Annotated in this window: 15 protein-coding genes and 3 pseudogenes; 8 read left to right on the top strand and 10 right to left on the bottom strand. The window is 59.2% G+C overall.

The window, feature by feature from the left end; genetic code table 11:
* Window positions 1-75: 75 nt before the first annotated feature.
* Window positions 76-981, bottom strand: coding sequence for a LysR family transcriptional regulator (locus ACF8E5_RS12065; RefSeq protein WP_196127851.1), 906 nt, complete (start codon window positions 979-981; stop codon window positions 76-78).
* 198 nt (window positions 982-1,179) lie between these two features.
* On the opposite strand from ACF8E5_RS12065, the gene ACF8E5_RS12060 reads away from it, so the two are divergent.
* On the top strand, window positions 1,180-2,145 hold the full coding sequence (locus tag ACF8E5_RS12060) for an ABC transporter substrate-binding protein (RefSeq protein WP_392475341.1): 966 nt from the start codon (window positions 1,180-1,182) through the stop codon (window positions 2,143-2,145).
* A gap of 15 nt (window positions 2,146-2,160) precedes the next feature.
* Window positions 2,161-3,117, top strand: coding sequence for an aliphatic sulfonate ABC transporter substrate-binding protein (locus ACF8E5_RS12055; protein WP_392475340.1), 957 nt, complete (start codon window positions 2,161-2,163; stop codon window positions 3,115-3,117).
* Window positions 3,118-3,418: 301 nt separating this feature from the next.
* Here ACF8E5_RS12055 and tal read toward each other — a convergent pair whose 3' ends face one another.
* Together tal and dusA are read right to left on the bottom strand one after the other, a co-directional pair.
* The gene (gene tal / locus ACF8E5_RS12050) at window positions 3,419-4,345 is read right to left on the bottom strand and encodes a transaldolase (RefSeq protein WP_058605681.1); all 927 of its coding nucleotides are present in this window, start codon (window positions 4,343-4,345) and stop codon (window positions 3,419-3,421) included.
* A gap of 177 nt (window positions 4,346-4,522) precedes the next feature.
* Window positions 4,523-5,500 carry a tRNA dihydrouridine(20/20a) synthase DusA gene (dusA, locus tag ACF8E5_RS12045; protein ID WP_392475354.1) on the bottom strand — a complete coding sequence of 326 codons (978 nt, stop codon included), beginning with the start codon at window positions 5,498-5,500 and terminating at the stop codon, window positions 4,523-4,525.
* A 116-nt stretch (window positions 5,501-5,616) separates the two neighbouring features.
* Here dusA and ACF8E5_RS12040 point away from each other — a divergent pair.
* The 4 genes and pseudogenes from ACF8E5_RS12040 to ACF8E5_RS12025 all read left to right on the top strand — a co-directional run bounded on the left by ACF8E5_RS12040 (window position 5,617) and on the right by ACF8E5_RS12025 (window position 9,744).
* Window positions 5,617-6,730 (top strand): annotated as a pseudogene (locus ACF8E5_RS12040) (site-specific integrase).
* A gap of 10 nt (window positions 6,731-6,740) precedes the next feature.
* Complete coding sequence (locus ACF8E5_RS12035) at window positions 6,741-7,463, top strand: hypothetical protein (RefSeq protein WP_392475339.1); 723 nt, start codon at window positions 6,741-6,743, stop codon at window positions 7,461-7,463.
* A 378-nt stretch (window positions 7,464-7,841) separates the two neighbouring features.
* Window positions 7,842-8,566 (top strand): annotated as a pseudogene (locus ACF8E5_RS12030) (transposase); the annotation flags it as partial.
* A gap of 464 nt (window positions 8,567-9,030) precedes the next feature.
* On the top strand, window positions 9,031-9,744 hold the full coding sequence (locus ACF8E5_RS12025; protein WP_392475338.1) for an RHS repeat-associated core domain-containing protein: 714 nt from the start codon (window positions 9,031-9,033) through the stop codon (window positions 9,742-9,744).
* 175 nt (window positions 9,745-9,919) lie between these two features.
* Here the strand turns inward: ACF8E5_RS12025 and ACF8E5_RS12020 are convergent.
* Window positions 9,920-10,111 (bottom strand): annotated as a pseudogene (locus ACF8E5_RS12020) (hypothetical protein); the annotation flags it as partial.
* Between the two features lie 618 nt (window positions 10,112-10,729).
* Here ACF8E5_RS12020 and ACF8E5_RS12015 point away from each other — a divergent pair.
* Window positions 10,730-11,608: an EthD domain-containing protein gene (locus ACF8E5_RS12015; protein WP_392475337.1), complete on the top strand. Its 879-nt coding sequence runs from the start codon at window positions 10,730-10,732 to the stop codon at window positions 11,606-11,608.
* 134 nt (window positions 11,609-11,742) lie between these two features.
* Here ACF8E5_RS12015 and ACF8E5_RS12010 read toward each other — a convergent pair whose 3' ends face one another.
* The 6 genes from ACF8E5_RS12010 to ACF8E5_RS11985 all read right to left on the bottom strand — a co-directional run bounded on the left by ACF8E5_RS12010 (window position 11,743) and on the right by ACF8E5_RS11985 (window position 17,058).
* Window positions 11,743-12,513 carry an amino acid ABC transporter ATP-binding protein gene (locus tag ACF8E5_RS12010; RefSeq protein ID WP_392475336.1) on the bottom strand — a complete coding sequence of 257 codons (771 nt, stop codon included), beginning with the start codon at window positions 12,511-12,513 and terminating at the stop codon, window positions 11,743-11,745.
* A gap of 88 nt (window positions 12,514-12,601) precedes the next feature.
* Complete coding sequence (locus ACF8E5_RS12005; RefSeq protein WP_326384295.1) at window positions 12,602-13,342, bottom strand: amino acid ABC transporter ATP-binding protein; 741 nt, start codon at window positions 13,340-13,342, stop codon at window positions 12,602-12,604.
* A complete protein-coding gene (gene argH, locus ACF8E5_RS12000) occupies window positions 13,339-14,841 on the bottom strand; it encodes an argininosuccinate lyase (RefSeq protein ID WP_392475335.1) in 1,503 nt (500 codons plus the stop codon). Before argH ends, ACF8E5_RS12005 begins: the two co-directional genes overlap by 4 nt.
* Window positions 14,811-15,530 carry an amino acid ABC transporter permease gene (locus ACF8E5_RS11995; protein ID WP_058605676.1) on the bottom strand — a complete coding sequence of 240 codons (720 nt, stop codon included), beginning with the start codon at window positions 15,528-15,530 and terminating at the stop codon, window positions 14,811-14,813. The genes argH and ACF8E5_RS11995 overlap by 31 nt, the downstream gene beginning before the upstream one ends.
* A gap of 7 nt (window positions 15,531-15,537) precedes the next feature.
* Entirely contained in the window at window positions 15,538-16,200 is a 663-nt protein-coding gene (locus ACF8E5_RS11990; RefSeq protein WP_023534227.1) for an amino acid ABC transporter permease, read from the bottom strand.
* Between the two features lie 12 nt (window positions 16,201-16,212).
* Window positions 16,213-17,058: a transporter substrate-binding domain-containing protein gene (locus ACF8E5_RS11985; RefSeq protein WP_392475333.1), complete on the bottom strand. Its 846-nt coding sequence runs from the start codon at window positions 17,056-17,058 to the stop codon at window positions 16,213-16,215.
* A gap of 227 nt (window positions 17,059-17,285) precedes the next feature.
* Between ACF8E5_RS11985 and ACF8E5_RS11980 the strand changes: the two genes are divergently transcribed.
* Complete coding sequence (locus ACF8E5_RS11980; RefSeq protein WP_230376709.1) at window positions 17,286-18,206, top strand: LysR substrate-binding domain-containing protein; 921 nt, start codon at window positions 17,286-17,288, stop codon at window positions 18,204-18,206.
* Window positions 18,207-18,220: the final 14 nt, after the last annotated feature.

Below are 18,220 nucleotides of genomic sequence, written 5' to 3'. Positions count from 1 at the left end.
TTTAATCCAAATTTAGTTATGCGATTTACGTATATCGTGCGTTGAGTTTCATCACCCTGATGATTCAGGTTTAGATCAGCCAGGGTGATAGCAGCCCTGCAAACGTTGCCCGGCCACGTTGCCGAACAACTCTACCGGCTCCTGAAGATTACCCAGGTAGCGAGGATGAAAAAGCCACAGGTCTACCTGTGGCTTGAAATCACTGACGGTGAGTACATCGAGCGAATCGCGGTGCCGGCTGGCTTGCAGCAAGGGCTCCGGAACCAGCCCCAGCCCCTGACCATTTGCGACCAACCCCAGCTGTAACTCAGTGCCGAATGTCTCCAGGTTGATCGAAAGGCTCAGCCCTTGCTCGCTCAGGGCGCGTTGCAGCCCCGCGCGAAAGCCGCAGCCATCGGGGTTCAGTACCCAGCCGCGGGTGTAACAATCCTTGAGTTTGTAACTGCGTTTGCCCGCGCTACCCTTGGCCGCAACCACCTTCAGCGGCATACGTGCGATGGATTGGCTGGCGATCCCGTCGGGAAAGATCTTGCCAGGGGGAAACAACGCGGCGGCAGCGTCCAGTTCACCGTTGTCCATACGCCCGATCAGGCTGCTACCCCAGCCGCTGGTGACCTGGGTGCGCAGTTGTGGGTAGGCCTGGCGGATCTGCGCCAAGGCGTCGAGCAGCACCACGTCCCCCAGGGTCTGCGGAACGCCCAGGCGCAACGTCCCGGACGGGGCGCCGTCGTTGGCCACCAGTTCGCGCAACGAGTCGATCTCGCGCAGGATCGCTTTGCATTGTTCATAGACCCGCAGCCCCATGGGGGTAGGTTTGAGGGGCTTGGTGTTGCGGTCGAGCAGGGTCGCGCCAAGGTCTTGTTCGAAGTTCTGCACACGCCGGGTGATGGCCGGTTGGGTGACTTGCAGCGCCTCGGCAGCCAGGTTGGTCGACTGGCAACGCATGACGGCGACGAACGCGTCCATGTCATCGATTTTCATGATTCGGCTCTTGCCTGAACGGTAAAAAAATAAGGCATTAGCATAATCCCGATCAGCAGAAATGCCATGACCGATACTCAATAATTCAAAAATGCATATTAGGTTATTCCTGAAATCAATTTAAGTTATTAAAAAATAGTCGCTAGAGTCGTCCGCTCGGGCTGCACGACGCCGCCCCACAGGACGAAGAGGCGTTCCATGTCCATTCGAATGAAAGTATTGACCCTGGCGGCAGCCATCCTGTTGATGGGCCAGGCCAGCGCCTTGGAGCGCCTGACCCTGCGCATCGGTGATCAAAAGGGCAACATGCGGGCCCAGCTGGAGGCGGCTGACGCGCTGCGCGATCTCCCCTACGACATCCAGTGGGCGGAATTTCCCGCAGCTGCGCCCCTCGCCGAAGCGCTCAATGCCGGTGCGATCGATGCCGGCATCATTGGTGATGCGCCGCTGTTGTTCGTGCTCGCCTCAGGGGCGCCGGTCAAGGCCGTGGCGGTCGACAAGTCTGATCCCTACGGTACCGCGCTGCTGGTCAGGCCCGATTCGCCGGTGCGCACAGCGGCTGAACTCAAGGGTAAGCGCATTGCAACCGGGCGAGGTTCCATCGGGCATCATCTGGCACTCAAGGCCTTGGCGCAGGTCGGGCTGAGCGAAAAGGATGTGCAGTTGCGGTTTCTCGGGCCGGTGGATGCCAAGATCGCTCTGGACAATGGCTCGGTAGACGCCTGGGCCACCTGGGAGCCTTACACCGCGCTGGCTGAGCTCAGTGGGCAGGGAAGGGTGCTGGTCAATGGGCGGGGTCTTTCCAGTGGGAACAGCTTCCTCGCCGCTACCGACAAGGCGTTGAGCGAACCTGCACGGCAGGCTGCAGTGCAGGACTACCTCAACCGCCTGGCCCAGGCGCAGGTCTGGGCCAACCAGCACCTGGACAGTTACTCGAAAACCCTTGCCGCTATCATCGGCTTCCCCCAGGACGCGGCCCGTCTGCAATTTGAGCGTCGCCACTTGCGCTGGCAGGTGATCGACCCCCAAACCATCGCCACTCAGCAGGAGACGGCCGATTTCTACCATGCCCACGGGCTGATGACTGAACGCCTTGAAGTGGCACCCACTTTCGCCAGCGGCTTTACCGTTCCCGAAAGCACCAAGCTGGCTGCGCAACCTTGACCCGGAGATATCCTGATGAGCGTAAACACTCTGCGCAGACTTTGCCTGGCGCTATTGGCCAGCACGGTGCTGCCAAGCCTGGCTAACGCCGACCAAACGTTGCGCATCGGTTATCAGAAATCCTCGACCCTGCTGACGCTGCTCAAGGCTCGTGGCAGCCTGGAGCAGCGCCTGCGGGCCGAGGGCATTCGCGTCACGTGGCATGAATTTCCAAGCGGATTGCCGCTTTTGGAAGCGCTGAACCTGGGCAATGTCGATATTTCGGCGGATGTTGCCGACACTGTGCCTGTGTTCACCCAGGCAGCAGGTGCAAAGCTTACGTACTTCGCCCGAGAGACACCGTCGCCGACCGCTCAGGCTATCTTGGTACCTGCGGATTCGACCCTCAAGACCTTGGCCGACCTCAAGGGCAAGCGCGTGGCCGTGACCAAGGCAGCAGGCAGCCATTACCTGCTGATCCAGGCGCTGGCCCAGGCCGGGCTCACGTTCAAGGACATCAGCCCCGCCTACCTGATACCGGCCGATGGCCGCGCCGCGTTCGAGAACCGCAAGGTCGATGCCTGGGTGACGTGGGACCCTTATGTGGCCAGCGCCCAACGTCAGCAGAATGCACGCATACTTGCCGATGGGAGCGAGTTGGCCAGCTATCAGCGCTACTACCTGGCGGGCAGCGACTATGCCAAGGCTCATCCTGAGGTGTTGCAGCAGGTCTACCTCGCCTTGCGTGAGGCCGGCACCTGGACCAAAGCCCACCCGGCCCAGGCCGCGCGCATTCTCGGCCCACTGTGGGGCAACCTGGACAGTGCCACGGTGCAACAGGCCAACGCCCGGCGCAGTTACGACGTACAGCCGGTCAGGCCAGAGAACCTGGGCGAGCAGCAGCGCATCGCCGATGCCTTCTATCGTGAAGGGCTGTTGCCGAAAAAGGTGGATGCGAGTGCCGTGAGCCTTTATGAGCCGGTTCAGAAGTAGTGCAAACAGGGCGGTAGCCCGATGGTAGGACCGCGACGTTGAAATCCTGGGCCTGCTGCGCCGCCCAGCACGGCCGGGACTGCTCCCAGGCAAAACTCAAGCATCCAGATGCAGTGCAAGTGCTCCGAACGGCCAAAGCTGTCCTGAGCATTACGCGTTACCTGTAGGAGCGGTCTCGTGCCGCGATGGCCCGCGCAGCGGGCCCGGCGATATGAGCTCAAACGTATAAAGTTCGGGCTACCCCGCCGCATCGCGGCCCAGAGAGCCCCCGGCAAAGCAGTCTCGCCCCAACATGGCTGGATCAGCCTTTTTCAGCCATGACCTTCTCAAGCTTCTCCTGATCGCGCGCAAACTGGCGAATCCCCTCGGCCAGCTTCTCGGTAGCCATGGCGTCTTCGTTCATGTCCCAGCGGAACTCGCTCTCACTCAGTTGACGCTTGGGCTCCCCGGCATTGCCTGGCTTCAGTACCTGCGGCAGGTCGCCCTGGTCTTCACTCAACTGCTGCAGCAGCTCTGGGCTGATGGTCAGGCGATCGCAACCGGCGAGCTGTTCGATCTGGTTGGTGTTGCGGAAGCTGGCGCCCATGACCACAGTGTCGTAGCCATTGGCCTTGTAGTAGTTGTAGATCCGCGTGACGGACTGTACGCCTGGATCATCGGCACCGGTGTACTCCTTGCCCGTGCTTTTCTTGTACCAATCGTAGATCCGGCCCACGAACGGCGAAATCAGGAACACACCGGCGTCGGCGCAGGCCTGGGCCTGGGCGAAGGAGAACAGTAAGGTCAGGTTGGTCTGGATGCCTTCCTTCTCCAGCTTTTCGGCGGCGCGAATACCTTCCCAGGTAGACGCCAGCTTGATCAGCACACGGTCACGGCCAACACCGGCCTTGTCGTACAGCTCGATCAGCGAGCGCGCCTTGGCCAGCAGGGCAGGTTCGTCGAACGACAGCCGCGCATCCACTTCGGTCGAGATACGCCCGGGGATGGCTTTCAAAATGCCCGACCCCACCGCCACCGCGAACATGTCGCAGGCCTGGTCCACATCACCGTTGGCCTCGCCCTTTACGCGCTTGAGCAACTCGGCATAGGCCGGGATGGCAGCAGCCTTGAGCAGCAGCGACGGGTTGGTGGTGGCATCTACCGGCTTCAGGCGCGTGATGGCGTCCAGGTCACCGGTGTCGGCGACCACGGTAGTGAACTGCTTGAGTTGTTCCAGCTTGGAAGTCATGGGCGTGCTCTGTCCTGTGCAATGGGCTCGACATTACCCCAGCCCCCACGGTCGCTCAAGGGCCCGGCTGTACGAGAGGTGAATGTTCGAGTACCCACCGTCTCCCAGGTTCCCTTCAGGCCGGGCCTTGCATCGTGTCGCGCAACCGGCAGGCACTTGCGTGACACGCCAGCGCCCTCAACGCCCCTGCAACAACTCGACGGCCTGGTCGAACACGGCCAGCGGCTCGGCCGCCTTGTGGATGTCTGCCGAAAGCAGCTGGCGGAACCGGCGAGCGCCCTTGAAGCCCTGGGCCAGGCCGAGAATATGCCGGGTCACGTGATGCATCGCACCCCCTGCCTGCATATGCGCCACGATGTAAGGCCGTAACTGCGCCAGCACTTCGGTGCGGGTGACCACCGGTGCAACGCTGCCGAACAGCTGTTGATCCACCTCGGCCAGCAGGTACGGATTGTGATAGGCCTCGCGGCCCAGCATCACGCCATCGAAGGTCTGAAGATGAGTATGGCAGTCGGCCAGGGTCTTGATGCCGCCGTTGAGCACGATCTCAAGGTCCGGGAAATCAGCTTTCAGTTGCGCGGCGACGTCATAGCGCAGCGGCGGCACTTCGCGGTTTTCCTTGGGCGACAACCCTTCGAGAATGGCGATGCGTGCGTGCACGGTGAAACTGCGGCAACCCGCCTCGCGCACCTGCCCAACGAAGTCGCACAACTGTGCATAGCTGTCGCGGCCATTGATGCCGATGCGGTGCTTGACCGTCACCGGTGTCGAGACGGCGTCGCGCATGGCCTTCACGCAATCGGCCACCAGCGCCGGGTGCGCCATCAGGCAGGCACCGATCATGTTGTTCTGCACCCGGTCGCTGGGGCAGCCAACATTGAGGTTGACCTCATCATAGCCATCGGCCTCAGCCAGCCGCGCACATGCCGCCAGGTCCGCCGGCACACTGCCGCCCAGTTGCAGGGCCAGCGGGTGCTCGGAGGCATCGTGGCGCAGGAAACGCTGGGCGTCATTGTGCAGCAGGGCACCGGTGGTGACCATTTCGGTGTAGAGCAGGGTGTGCTTGGAGAGCAGGCGCAGGAAGAACCGGCAGTGGCGGTCGGTCCAGTCCATCATCGGTGCAACGCTGAAGCGGCGTGACGGCTCAGGGCGCATATTTTCTGGGTTGTAGCCTGATATTGCGGTCATTTCGTTCAACGTGTTTTGTACCAATTTTCGGGGTTTTGAGGCGTTATTACCAAGCGTTTGGTACAGACGTGTACCAATCTCAGATGGCAACGATCAGAACGCGTAAAAGGCCGATGGCAGCAGCAGCTATCTCGTCCAGATCCGCATCAATCGCGACAAGGTGACAGTCTACCAAGAGAGCCAAACGTTCGCCCGCAAACAGGCTGCAGTGGCCTGAGCGAAGCGACGGGAAACCGAGTTAGCTGAACCTGGTGCTATCGAGCGCGCCACCCGAGCTGCGCACACGGTCAAGCAGATGATCGACCGGTATCTGGTGGGGGAGAGAAAGCTCGGCCGTTGGGCGAGTCGAAGCGACATACACTGTACGCTATCAAGAACAGATACTTTGGGGATAAGGTTGACTTCGACATAAGTCAGCAGGTGCTGGTGGCCTATGCCCTGTGGCGCATGAGTCCTGAAGGGGGGGAAGGACAAGCCGCAGACGGCCGGCAATGATCTGGCGCACTTGGGCCCGGTGTTGGCGCTGGCTAGGGCAGCTTGGGGGTACGAGATCTATCCACTAGCAATGACTGATGCGCGCCTGGGGCTCAAGAAGTTCGGCTACAACATGAAGAGCCGGGGGAGAGATCGACGTCCTACGCTGGATGAACTGGATAAGGTCCTGAAACATTTCTTTGAGATGCTGCAACGACGCCGCAGCGTGGTTCACATGCCCAAGGTCAGGCATTCGCTATCTTCTCAACGCGCCGGATGGACGAGATCGCCCGCAATCGGTGAGAGGATCTGGATGAGCATCGCCAGGTGGTGAAAGTCAGGGACATGTAAAACCCTAGGCAGAAGATCGGCAACGGTGTGTGTTGCTACTTGCCGGATGCGGCTTGGATTATTATGGAGAGCATGCCGCGTGAGTCCGGAGATATTCTCGTATAACACTGACACAATTGGAACGGCCTGATCCAAAGCATGCAAGATGACTGGTATCGAGGATTTATACTTCCATGATCTGCGTCATGAGGGGGGCAGCCGGTTGTTTGCAATGTACTGGGAAATACCAAGGGGTCTCAAGCGTATCTGGGCATCGCGATTGGAACTCGTTGCGAAGGCACACCTATTAGCATGAGGGATAGGTATCCAGGCTGGGGTTGGCTGAGCAAAATCATAAGTTCAAGTGTGGTCGTTGGTGTTAGGGTAGGTTAGGGAGATAGAAATGAACGACTCAAAAGATAAAAAGGTTAATAAGCCGAAAGGGGCGGTTCGAAGTTTTTTTGAGTCAATGCCGGGTGCTGATTACGCTGAAGCAGCTATTGATACATTGACGGATTCGGAACTTTTAAAGAACGTTCCGGTAGTGCGATCACTTATTGGGGCTTGGGAGTTTCGAAATAAATATAAGCGCAGTAGGTTTTTGAAGCGCGTAGAGGTTTTTCATTCTAATCTTTCAGAATTGACTGATGATGATCTGAAAAAATTTGATGAGGAGTTTGAAACCGCCGGCGAGGCGGAAGATTTTGTGACCGATCTTATTGAATTGATGGATCGCTTAGAGAATGAACAGAAGGCGATTATGCTTGCTGGTGCATTCAAGCGTCTGGTTCGAAGAGAGATTCATGAACATAATTTCAGGGAGATAGCTCGAGTTTTTGAGAGGGTAGATAACTTGGATTTATTCCTCTTCATGCATGGCTATCAAAATCCTCACAGCTTTGAGCATGCGTTAGGTGACATTTTGGTCAGCTTCAGGGTATGCAAGAGATCGATCAAGACGGCTACGCGCCAGACGACGATGTTAGATCCGAGCAAGGTTGAATCTTACATTGATGTTGCCTATGAAGTTACACCGTTCGGACGTCTTGTGTTAGAAACTTTGCATCAAGTGTACCAAGATAAAATCGAGCCTGAGTGCCTAATTAAAACTGGCTCCATGGTCTGACCTCTAATGCAATGCTGAAAGCGGGCGGCCATGGTGCTGGTCGCCCGCTTTCTGTCACTAATTGGCCTTCAGAGTTTTGTTGATTTGCTGGTATTCTTTCCTAGTGCTTTCTTTTTGATGGTCTAGATAGAGTATGAAGTTGGTAAGGTGTATGCTTTCAGCGCTCTTTTGACTGTGTTTCAGTCGTGTGATTAGGAAGCTTGATCTGGCCTGAGAATACCTTCCGCAGAAACATTTACGGTGTTAGATGGATGAAGTAGTCAGTGCAAACTTTCTCGATAATAATTATGGCTAATCCGTTGTATTGCGCCATCTGCAGTGGTCCACTAACCCCGGACATCTTTTTAGGCGAAAATGATCGCCATACAGAGGTGTTCGATGAGCAGACAACGACGTACCTTCGCCCCCGAATTCAAGCGCGAGGCAGCCTGCCTGTTGCTCTACCAGAGCCATAGCCTTACTGAGGCCGCCCCGTCGCTCGACTTGGTTGAATCGGCGCTGCGCCGTTGGGTGAATCAACTCCAGTCAGAACGGGGCGGTGCTACGCCATCAAGCAAGGCGCTGACCTGTGGGCAGCAGAAGATCTAAGAGTTGGAAGCTCGGATCAACCGGCTGAAGCGGGAGAAATCTATTTTAGAAAAAGGCTACCGCGCTCTTGATGGCCGAGGAACACGAGCGCTTGCGTTGATCGATCAGCTCCGCCGCGAGGAGCCTGTCGAATTACTCTGCTCGGTGTTTGAAGTCACTCGCTCGTGTTACTACGCGCGTTGCCATAAGCAGTGATCTCCGGACGTTGCGCTACTGGCACTGCGAGTTCGGGTTGACGAGCTGTTTACACAGAGCCGCAGTGCTGCAGGAAGTCGAAGCTGATCAGGAAGCAACCGGGTTCACATGCCTACAAGAAAGCAACAGTGGAGCGCCCTGGCTCACCTAACGTGCTGGAGCGCGCATTAGATGTCACTCCACCGAATCAAGTATGGTGCGGCGGCATCACGTACGTGTGGGTCCGAGGTCAGTGGCACTATGTGGCGGCAGTTATCGACCTGTTTGCACGACGCATGGTGGGATGGGCGTTTTCACCTAAACCGGACAGTGAGTTGGTCTAAGCGTAATCCGGTGTCCGGGATTAGCTGGCCACTACAAACGCCCTCAAGCAGCTACTTCGCATAGCTGATGTCAACGGCTTGACCGCCAGAGATGATGGAAGCGTAACGGTACTCTGTTGGCATCGCCGAGCACGTGAATTTTGTTCATTAGGCCACTATGGCTGCGGTCTAGAGCGTGATCGGCAGGCTCGTCACACGGCACTTCCAGCACCTTTTCCCGTGGTGACTGGGGAGGTTGTAAGATTCTTGACGATACCGGGGCGATAATTGGGTTTATACCAATTTCATACAGAATCTGAGCCGTCCATCTCCAGCTGATGGGCAGGTTTTTGGAGGTTTCCCTAATACTTAAATGAATTTTCAATAGGCCGGTATTTTTCAATAGACTGGTATTTTTGCTAGTTGAAAGGGCTGAGCTTGCATAGTACTGTTGTGACTGCTTTGCGGTGGAGGGGTAAATTATGCCCTGGTATTCGTGCTATGGTTATTCTCCCGCTGTTGGTTTCACGTCTGCGCATGTGGCTTTCAATGGCGAGATGCAAGATCGCCATCTAAGCTCTTATTTTCTTGGGAGCGGTGTTCGTGTCTACTCACCGATACTCATGAGATTTTTTAGCCCTGATCCTTATGCACCTTTCGCTGGGGCGGGAATCAGCACCTACGGATACTGCGCCGGTGATCCAGTAAACCGTGTGGATCCTTCAGGATATATGTGGCGTTATTTTCGGGAGCTCTTGGCTAGTTTCGGAGAATCCCCGCCGCTGCCTGATGGAGCAAGGGTCTTGAGAAATCACAAAAAACGAAAACTGGCGAAGGAATCCGACATACTCGAATCACGCCGCGCTAATGATCCTAGAAGGCGGGTGCGTGACGTGGCCGATCTCATTAACGAAAATTCGAGGCCGAGGAAGTTTGTTTTAGGTGCTGATAATGAGCTGGTGATTGCCTTGTCAGGTAGGAAGGGAGAGCCTGATTACGTTAGTCACCCTCTGTTGGCGAAACTTCTGAACGATAAGCGGGTAGTCAGTGCAGGCACGCTCATTGTTGGGGTGGAGCGTAAAATACACATTTATAACGTTTCGGGGCATTACCGGCCTAAGTACTCCGATCTCAACCCTATGGTAGAAAAAATTCGGGAGATGGGTTTGAAGCCAATGCCGGTTAAAGTCCATTAGGGGAGCTTCGAACAGCTTTCCCGTCAGCCGCCCATTTCCTGCCTGTGATTAACTTGTTCGGAACTCCTTATCGTGTAATCTCTCAGTGAGTCCTGCGATCAGGGAAACTCCGAGCACGTTGCCCATCAGCTGGAAATGGACGGCTTAAGGATGCCGAAAGCCCGATTTTCAGCCGCTAATAATTGGATAGCCAAAGCATAGCCTTGGTTGTTTGCCCTCCTGGACGCCCTCCTTTTGCAACAGGCAATAGTTGTCGGCTCACCATCCACCGCTTCGACAGGGCAAACAGCGTGGCCATTTGCGCCGTGTTCTTGGCCAAGCAATGGCATCGGGGTCTCACATAGCCGAATTGGCGCTTTATCACGCGGGATTGATTCAGTTTACCGTGGACACGGCTTGCGGCCACCGCCAGTCTTTAAGTAGTGAGGCTTAATCTCGCGTTTACCGGCAGACTTAAAATCGGAAAAGCTCAGCTGGCTCATGGGATGGCGGGCTTGTTGGAGGCAGTTGGACTGAGAGCCGTTTCAGCACAGGTCAGATGCTCCGTGCTGACTTGATCGGAGGATCCCGAATAGCTGCATTGCTTACAGCGGCTTTTGAGCTGGCCGCGTTTTCTGGCGTGTCGGGGAGCATTTGGAAATCGTTCGGTTTCTGTCGTTTACCGCTTTTTGTTGACTCTCGATCCGCTACAACTGATATCCAGCACAACTACCAGGGTCACATCTAACCCCTCACCGTCGTCTCCTCTCAGGAGTGAGGGCTAGCTAGCCAAGTCTGAAGTTCGGGTCAATTAAAACTCAAAGGGCTGAATTCTGTCGGGTCTTCAGTTCAGAGAGTCACCATCGACAGCACCTCTCGGCCGGAGGAACCGCTCGAACGACTAGCCAAAATACTCCAACGCCAGATCGCCAGCACTTTCAACTGAACGCTATCCCCACAGGCGGTTCTGACCTTGAACACACTGTAAGCTCAACAAGGTCAGACCATGACAATCACCCTCAACAGCTACACCACCGTCAAAAGACGCGAACGTGTCCCTCACGCGATCTTCGCCCACTACTGGCGCGACGTGCACGGCCCGTTGTGCTCACGGCTGCCAGGGCTGGGCTTGTACATCCAGCACCACTTCTCGCGCACTCAGGACGCACACCTCTGGCCATTGGCTGAGGGCGTGGGAGAGATCGCAGACTACGAACTCGATGGCGGTGTAGAGATCGGCTTCAAGTCCGCCGACCAGCAGGCGCGCTTCAAGCAAGCCAGCCCTATCCTGTTTTCTGACGAACAGAACATGTTCGACGAAACGCTGGCGTACGATCTCCCGCAAGGGTCAACGATGGTGGTCAATCGGCTGGCGGACGAGCGCCTCAATGGGCTCGATCATTCCGACCGGATTCATGTGCACATGAGCCCGCGACAAAGCCTTGAAGATCTGCAAGCGTATGTGCGCGACAAACTCGCGCCGACCCTAGCGCAGGATGCCTCGGTATTGAAAGTGCAAGTGCACCTGTGTGCCCCCTTCCAGAACGATGGGAATCATCCGCCGGCACCAGACGTTGCGCACACGGCCACGCCAGCGCGTGCCGAACTGGTAATCATGGAAGTCGCCTTCGGAAACCCTGTGGCCCGGCGCCGGTTTTTCGAGGGGCAGGCGTTCAAGGATACGCTGGCGGATCAGGCCCGGCACATTGGAAGTTTGAAGGCGTTCGCGGTCAGTGGCGTGTACAGCTACGTGGTCGATGGGGAAATGACCACGGCCGGGCTGCGCGGCAGCCGGGCGGCGGAATTGATCGAGTACCTCGGCGCGATCAATCAACTGGAAAGTGAAGTAGAGGCAGTATTCAAAAACGTTGAAGCAGCAGGTTAAGCTGCTCCAACATCCAATACGTGCGGGGCATGCCTGCGGGAAAAGCGCGGCTCGGTCCAATCGCTGAGAACGAAAGCAGGTCGTCGCTGTAATTCTCGAATGCAGCACGGTTGGCGCCCAAGGGGCGCCCCTGTTCAATGCAGCACCTGACTCAAGAACAACCGCCCTCGCTCACTCTGAGGCCGTTCGAAAAACACCGCCGGCGCGGCTTGCTCGACCACCTCGCCCTGGTCCATGAACACCACCCGGTGCGCCACGGTCCTGGCGAAGCCCATTTCATGGGTCACGCACACCATGGTCATGCCGTCCTCGGCCAGGCTGACCATGGTGTCGAGCACCTCCTTGACCATTTCCGGGTCCAGTGCCGAGGTGGGTTCGTCAAACAGCATGATCTTGGGTTTCATGCACAGCGCCCGGGCAATCGCCACGCGCTGCTGCTGGCCGCCGGACAATTGGCCGGGGTACTTGTGCGCCTGTTCGGGAATACGCACCCGCTCCAGGTAATGCATCGCCAAGGCTTGCGCTTCGTGGCGCGGCATCTTGCGCGCCCACATGGGCGCCAGGGTGCAGTTCTGCAGGATGGTCAGGTGGGGAAACAGGTTGAAGTGCTGGAACACCATGCCGATTTCGCGGCGGATGGTCTCGACTTGCCTCGCGTCGTGGGTCAGCTCGACGCCCTCGACCACGATGCGGCCCTGCTGGTGTTCTTCGAGGCGGTTCAGGCAGCGAATGGTGGTCGACTTGCCTGAGCCGGACGGGCCGCACAGCACGATGCGCTCACCTGGCTGCACGCTGAGGTTGATGTTCTTGAGCACCTGGAAGTTGCCGTACCACTTGTTGACGTTCTCCATCTGGATCATGGGTTGGATGCCCGGTGTATCCAGGGATTGGGTCGCTTCGTTCATCTGAAATACTCCTGGCTGGCGCGCAGACACGCTTGGCCGGTGCAAGCGGGCGCTGGCTGCGCAAAGAAGGGTTGTACACGCTGTTCGTTCAGTGCAGAACGCTTTGCAGAAACTGCCGGGTGCGGGCCTGTTGCGGGGCGCTGAACAGCTGCGACGGCGGCCCGGTCTCGATGACCTTGCCGGCGTCGAAGAACACCACGCGGTCGGCCACCTCGCGGGCGAAGCCCATTTCGTGGGTGACGACGATCATGGTCATGCCCTCGGCCGCCAGGCCCTTCATGACATTGAGTACGTCGCCGACGGTTTCCGGGTCGAGCGCAGAGGTGGGCTCGTCGAACAGCATCAGCTTGGGTTTCATCGCCAAGGCGCGAACGATCGCCACCCGCTGCTGCTGGCCGCCTGACAGCTCGGCCGGGTAATGCGCGGCCTTGTGCCGCAGGCCGACGCGCTCGAGCAACGCCAGGGCGTGAGCCTGGGCTTGCGCTTTGGTCGCGCGCTTGAGCTTGACCGGGGCAAGCATCATGTTGGCCAGCACCGTCATGTGCGGGAACAGCGTGTAGTCCTGGAACACCATGCCCACGTCCTCGCGCAGCCGGGCCAAGGCCTTGCGGTCTGCCGCACGCGTCTGATCGCCATCGCCCACCACCACGGTGCCCTTGGAGGGCGGTTCCAGGCTGTTCAGGCAGCGGATGAAGGTGGACTTGCCCGAGCCGCTGGGGCCGATGATGACCACCACCTCGCCTTGGCGCACGTCCATGTCGACGCCCTTGACCACTTCATGGGGGCCGAAACTTTTGTGCAGGTCGCGAACCGTCAGGATTGTGCTCATAGGCCCGCCTGTGCCCGGGTCAGGGCTTGCAGGTTGAGGTCGGCCGCGCTCATGCGCTCGCGGCGCTGCTGGTTGGCCGCACGCTCTGCGCCCAGGCGCTTGCTGGCGCGCGCCAGGCTTGGCATCAAGGACCCAAGCGAGGGGCCGCCGGCAGAGCTGCGGCCCTGCACGTTGCTGGCCGGGTCCAGGCAATCACGCACCTTCTGCTCGGGTAGGTGCAGGGCATGGCCCAGTTGCTCCAGGGCGCAGGCGTCGATCATCCGGGTGGTGATCTGATTGGCCGGCAGGCCCTGGTCCATGGCCAGGCGCACTACGCCCCCGACCACATGGTGGGCTTCGCGGAACGACAGGTCGACCTCGCGCACCATCAGGTCGGCCAAGCCGGTGGCGGTGGAAAAATCCTCACCGGCGCGGCGTGCCGCCAGGTCACTGTTGGGGGTGGCGGTGCGCAGCACCAGGTCCAGCAGTTTCAGGCAGCGCAGGCTTTCTTCGGCAGCCTCCCAGAAGCCCCGTGTCCCTTCGCGATTGCCGTCGCCGGTATGGGAAAAATTGGTGCCTTTGATGGTCACGCTCGCACCCATCAGCAGGCCGACGATATGGCCACTGCGGCCCTTGAGGTACTCCAGCACGGTGGGGTTCTTCTTTTGCGGCATGATGCTGGAAGTGGCAGCGACGCTGTCGGGGAAGTCGATGAGGTTGAACTCATGGGTACTCCACACGAAGTAGTCCTGCGCCACGCGGCTCCAGAACACCGCCAGGTTGCTCAGGTGCGACAGGCTTTCGAGCAGAAAATCCCGCGAGCCTATGGCATCCAGGGCATTGTCCAGGTAGCCGTCGAAGCCCAGCAGCTCGGCGGTGCGGGCGCGGTCGATGTCGAACGGCGTGCCGGCGAAGGCGGCTGCTCCAAGCGGGCACTGGTTCATCGATTCCAGGGTCTGGGTCAGGCGTTTGCTGTCGCGCTCCAGGGCCTGTTCCACCGCACTCAGGTAATAGCCGTAGGTGATCGGCTGCGCCGGCTGAAGGTGCGTGTAGCCAGGCATCACCACTTCGGCGTACCGCTCGGCGCAGTCAAGGGCCGTGGCGCGTACCGTTGCCAACTCGTCGATCAGGTCCATCAGCAGGTCGCGGCAGCGCAGGCGGTCGAGGGTGGCCAGGATGTCGTTGCGGCTGCGACCGGTGTGCAGGCGCCCGCCAATGTCAGCGCCAATCTGCTCGATCAGGTGCGCCTCGTAGTTGAAGTAGGCGTCCTCACGCGAAGGGTCCAGCTCGACCGCATCCGCGCCTGCCTGCTCCATGTCCAGCACACCCTTGGCCAGCACGCTGGCATGGTCGCCGCGGATCAGGCCTTGTTCGGCCAGCATCAGAATGTGCGCCTTGTTGACGTTACCCAGGTTCGCGAAGCCGCTGGCAAAGCCTTCCAGGCGCGGGCGGTAGATGTACTCGTTCACTTGCGGCGCGGTGCTTTCCTTCAGGCGCCGACTGACTTTGGATGCTTGCATGCTGGAACCTCTTCAGTGGAAGTACGTGCCGCCGGACGACCCAGACGACGTTCGAGATAACGGCTGAGCCAGGTCAGCGCCGAACAGATGACGAAGTACACCAACAGCACCACGCCGTAGACTGCGAAGGCGGGGCTCACGCCGGTCATGACGGTTTCCCGCTCGATGATGATCTGACCGACCTTGAGAAACTCCCCCACACCCACAAGGGCGCCCAGGGACGTGGCTTGCACCAGGATCGTCAGCAACCCGGTGTAGGCCGGCAGGATGGCTTTCATCGACTGCGGCACAACCACATGCAGGTAGATCTGCCAGGGGCGCAGGCCCAGGGCCCAGGCACTTTTCCACTGATGCCTGGACACCGACTCCAGCCCGCCACGCACGATCTCGATGCCGTTGGCGCTTCCCCACAAGGTCAGGCCCACGGTAACGGCGGCGAAAGGGCTCAGGTCCACACCGAACATCGGCGCACCGAAGAAGATGAAGAACACGTTGACGATCAGCGGAATGGAGCGAAACAGCTCCACGTAGCCATGGATCGTCCACCCCAACAGGCGGTTCTTGACCGTGGCCAGCACGCCGAGCACGGCCGAGATCAGCGTGGTGAACAGCAACACCACCAATGCCAGGTACAGGGTCATCAACAACCCTTTGCACACGAAGCTCCAGTTTTCGAGTAGGAAATTCATGGTCGCCTCACTGCCGGAAAGGGCGTTGCAGGTGGGCGGACAGCCGCGCAGTCATCAACGCGAGTACCCCCACCAGCACCAGGTACATGACGCAGATGGCCGTGAACATCTCGATGGCGCGAAAGTCCGTGGCGATGCGGTCCACTGCGACGAAGGTCAATTCCGCAAGGCCGATGGCCTGTAGGTAGGAAGAGTTCTTCAGCAGTGAGATCGCGGTGTTGAGCATCGCCGGCAGGCTGGTGCGAAAGGCGATGGGCATGGCGATCAGGGCAAAGTACTGCACGGGCTTGAGGCTCAGTGCCAGGCTCGCCTCGCGCATGCCACGCTCCACCGTGGCTAGCCCGCCGCGGATGTTCTCGATCTGGTACGCACCGGCCCACAGCGACAGGCACACCACACCCGACCAGAACAGCGATAACCCAAGCCCAATGGCCGGCAGGCCGTAGAAGATGAAGAACAACTGCACCAGGATCGGCGTATTGCGGATCAGCTCCACGTACAGCGCCACTGCCTGGGACAGCACCGGGATCTTCATGACGCGCACCGCCCCGCCCAGCACCCCGATCAACAGCGAGCAGAGGATGGCCAGGGCTGTGATGCGCAGTGTCATCAGCACACCGTCGAGCAGGGCAGGCCATTGCTCGACCAGATAATGGACGTCGAACTCCATGATGGCGGCCGATCAAAGCGCTTCGGCAGGCTTGGCCTGCTCGAAGACGCTGATGTAGTAGCTTTGGATGTTTTCGGGTACGAACTGCTGCACCCAGCCTCGGAACAGGTGTTCCTCGCGCATGCGCAATACCGCCGCGCTCAGGAAGTCGCGCCACTGCGCTTCGTTCTTGCGCACGCCGATGGCGGCATCGGAGATCTGGAACGGTTGACCTATCAGGCGGGCATCCTGGTCGTTGTCGGCGACCACCACGAGGGTGGCGGCATCGTGGGTGTAGGCGTCGGCGCGGCCCTGGCGAAAGGCTTGCAAGGCATCGGCGGCGCTGTTCATGCGCAGGGTCTTGACGTCGGGCATGTGGTCTTCGAACCATTTGGCTTGCACCGACCCTTTGAGCGTGGCGAGGGTCTTGCCCTTGAGGTCGGCGATCGCGCGGGCCGGGCTGTCCTTCTTTACCACCACGTCACTGGCGCCCCACCGGTAGGGCGTGGTGAAGTCGATCACCCGTTGGCGTTCCGGGGTGACGCCCAGGGTGGCGATCAGCAAGTCCACCTTGCGCCCCAGCAACTGCGGCACACGGTTTTCGGCGGTCACGCAGGTGAAGCTGACCTTGTCCTTCGAGCCCAGGGCCCATAGCGAAATCTGCTTGGCCATCTCGACCTCGACGCCGGCGAATTCACCCTTATTGTCCTGGTAGCCATACGGTGGCTGGTCGCAGCGCACGCCAGCGCGCAGGTGGTCCGCCTCCCTGATGGCTGCGGGGACGGCGGGCAGGTCGGCGGCCTGAACGGTGGGTACCGCCGCCAACGACACGCACGTCAGGGCCAGTGCAGCGCTTAGTTTCTTATACGAGAACGACATGATGCCTCCTGATTACCGGGCTGCACCGCGCCACTGTGCGGGGGCGATGCGTGAGTACAAGGGCAGAGCTGAAGTGACGCTGGAGCACCGGTGTTATGTGTGTTGTTGCCGGTATGCGCTCGGGGGTATCGCGCTGCATCGGAGCAGACGTCGATGTGGTTGTAGTTATAAAATCTGCGCGTCATGCAATCAAATGACAATACATCAACCCGTCATGCAGAAATGATATGGCCATCAATTTCAAGCAGATCGAAACCTTCCGCGCGGTCATGCTCAGCGGCTCCATGACAGCAGCGGCGCAGGCGCTGCATACCTCCCAGCCCAATGTCAGCCGGCTGATTGCGCAACTGGAACGGGCCAATGGGTTCAAGTTGTTCGAACGGGTAGGGGGGCGTTTGCTGCCAACCGATGAGGGCGCGCAGTTTTTCGCCGACGTAGAGCGCGCCTTCATTGGGCTGCACAGCCTGGAAACCTCCGCCGAGCACCTCAAGCGCGGCGGTACCGGGCAGTTGCGTATCGGCGCGGTGCCCTCCCTGACCCATGGTCTGCTGCCAAAGATCATCCAGCGCTTTCGCCAGCAGAACCCGCACGTTCATATTTCCATCCACACCAATGACTCGCCGAACGTGGCGCACTGGGCCGCGACCCGGTTCTGCGATGTGTGCCTGGTGTCCTATGTGGCCGAGGACATGGCGGGCGTGCAGTCCCAGATCATCTGCGATGTCCCTGGCGTGTGCATCTTCCCCAAGGGCCACCGGCTCGGTGCCTTGCAAGCCGTGACGCCTGCTGACCTCAAGGGCGAAGAATTCATTTCGCTTTCGCATACCGACGGCTCCCGCACGCGGCTCGACCGGCTGTTCGCCGAGGATGACCCGCGGGTGCTCAACCTGGACGCCACCCATGCCGCTACCGTGTGCTCACTGGTCGGGCTAGGGCTGGGCGTGAGCGTGGTCAGTCCGCTGGTGGCGGCAGAATACTTGCACACCGGTATCGACATACGGCCGTTTACCCCGCAGTTGCGGTTCTACACGTATCTGCTCCTGTCATCCGACCGGCCTGAGAACGTGCTGACTCGACGGTTTCGGGTGTTGGCGGGGGAGATGTTGGGGGAGGCGGCGCAGGCATGTACCGTAGGCCTTGGGACGTAGGCTCGGTACCGCGG

Origin of the sequence: Pseudomonas sp. WSY_20, assembly GCF_043104335.1 — a bacterium.
In the GTDB taxonomy this organism is placed as follows: Bacteria; Pseudomonadota; Gammaproteobacteria; order Pseudomonadales; family Pseudomonadaceae; genus Aquipseudomonas; species Aquipseudomonas parafulva_B.
Note: the sequence above shows the minus strand (reverse complement) of the source record. Positions and strands in the feature narration are given on the sequence as shown.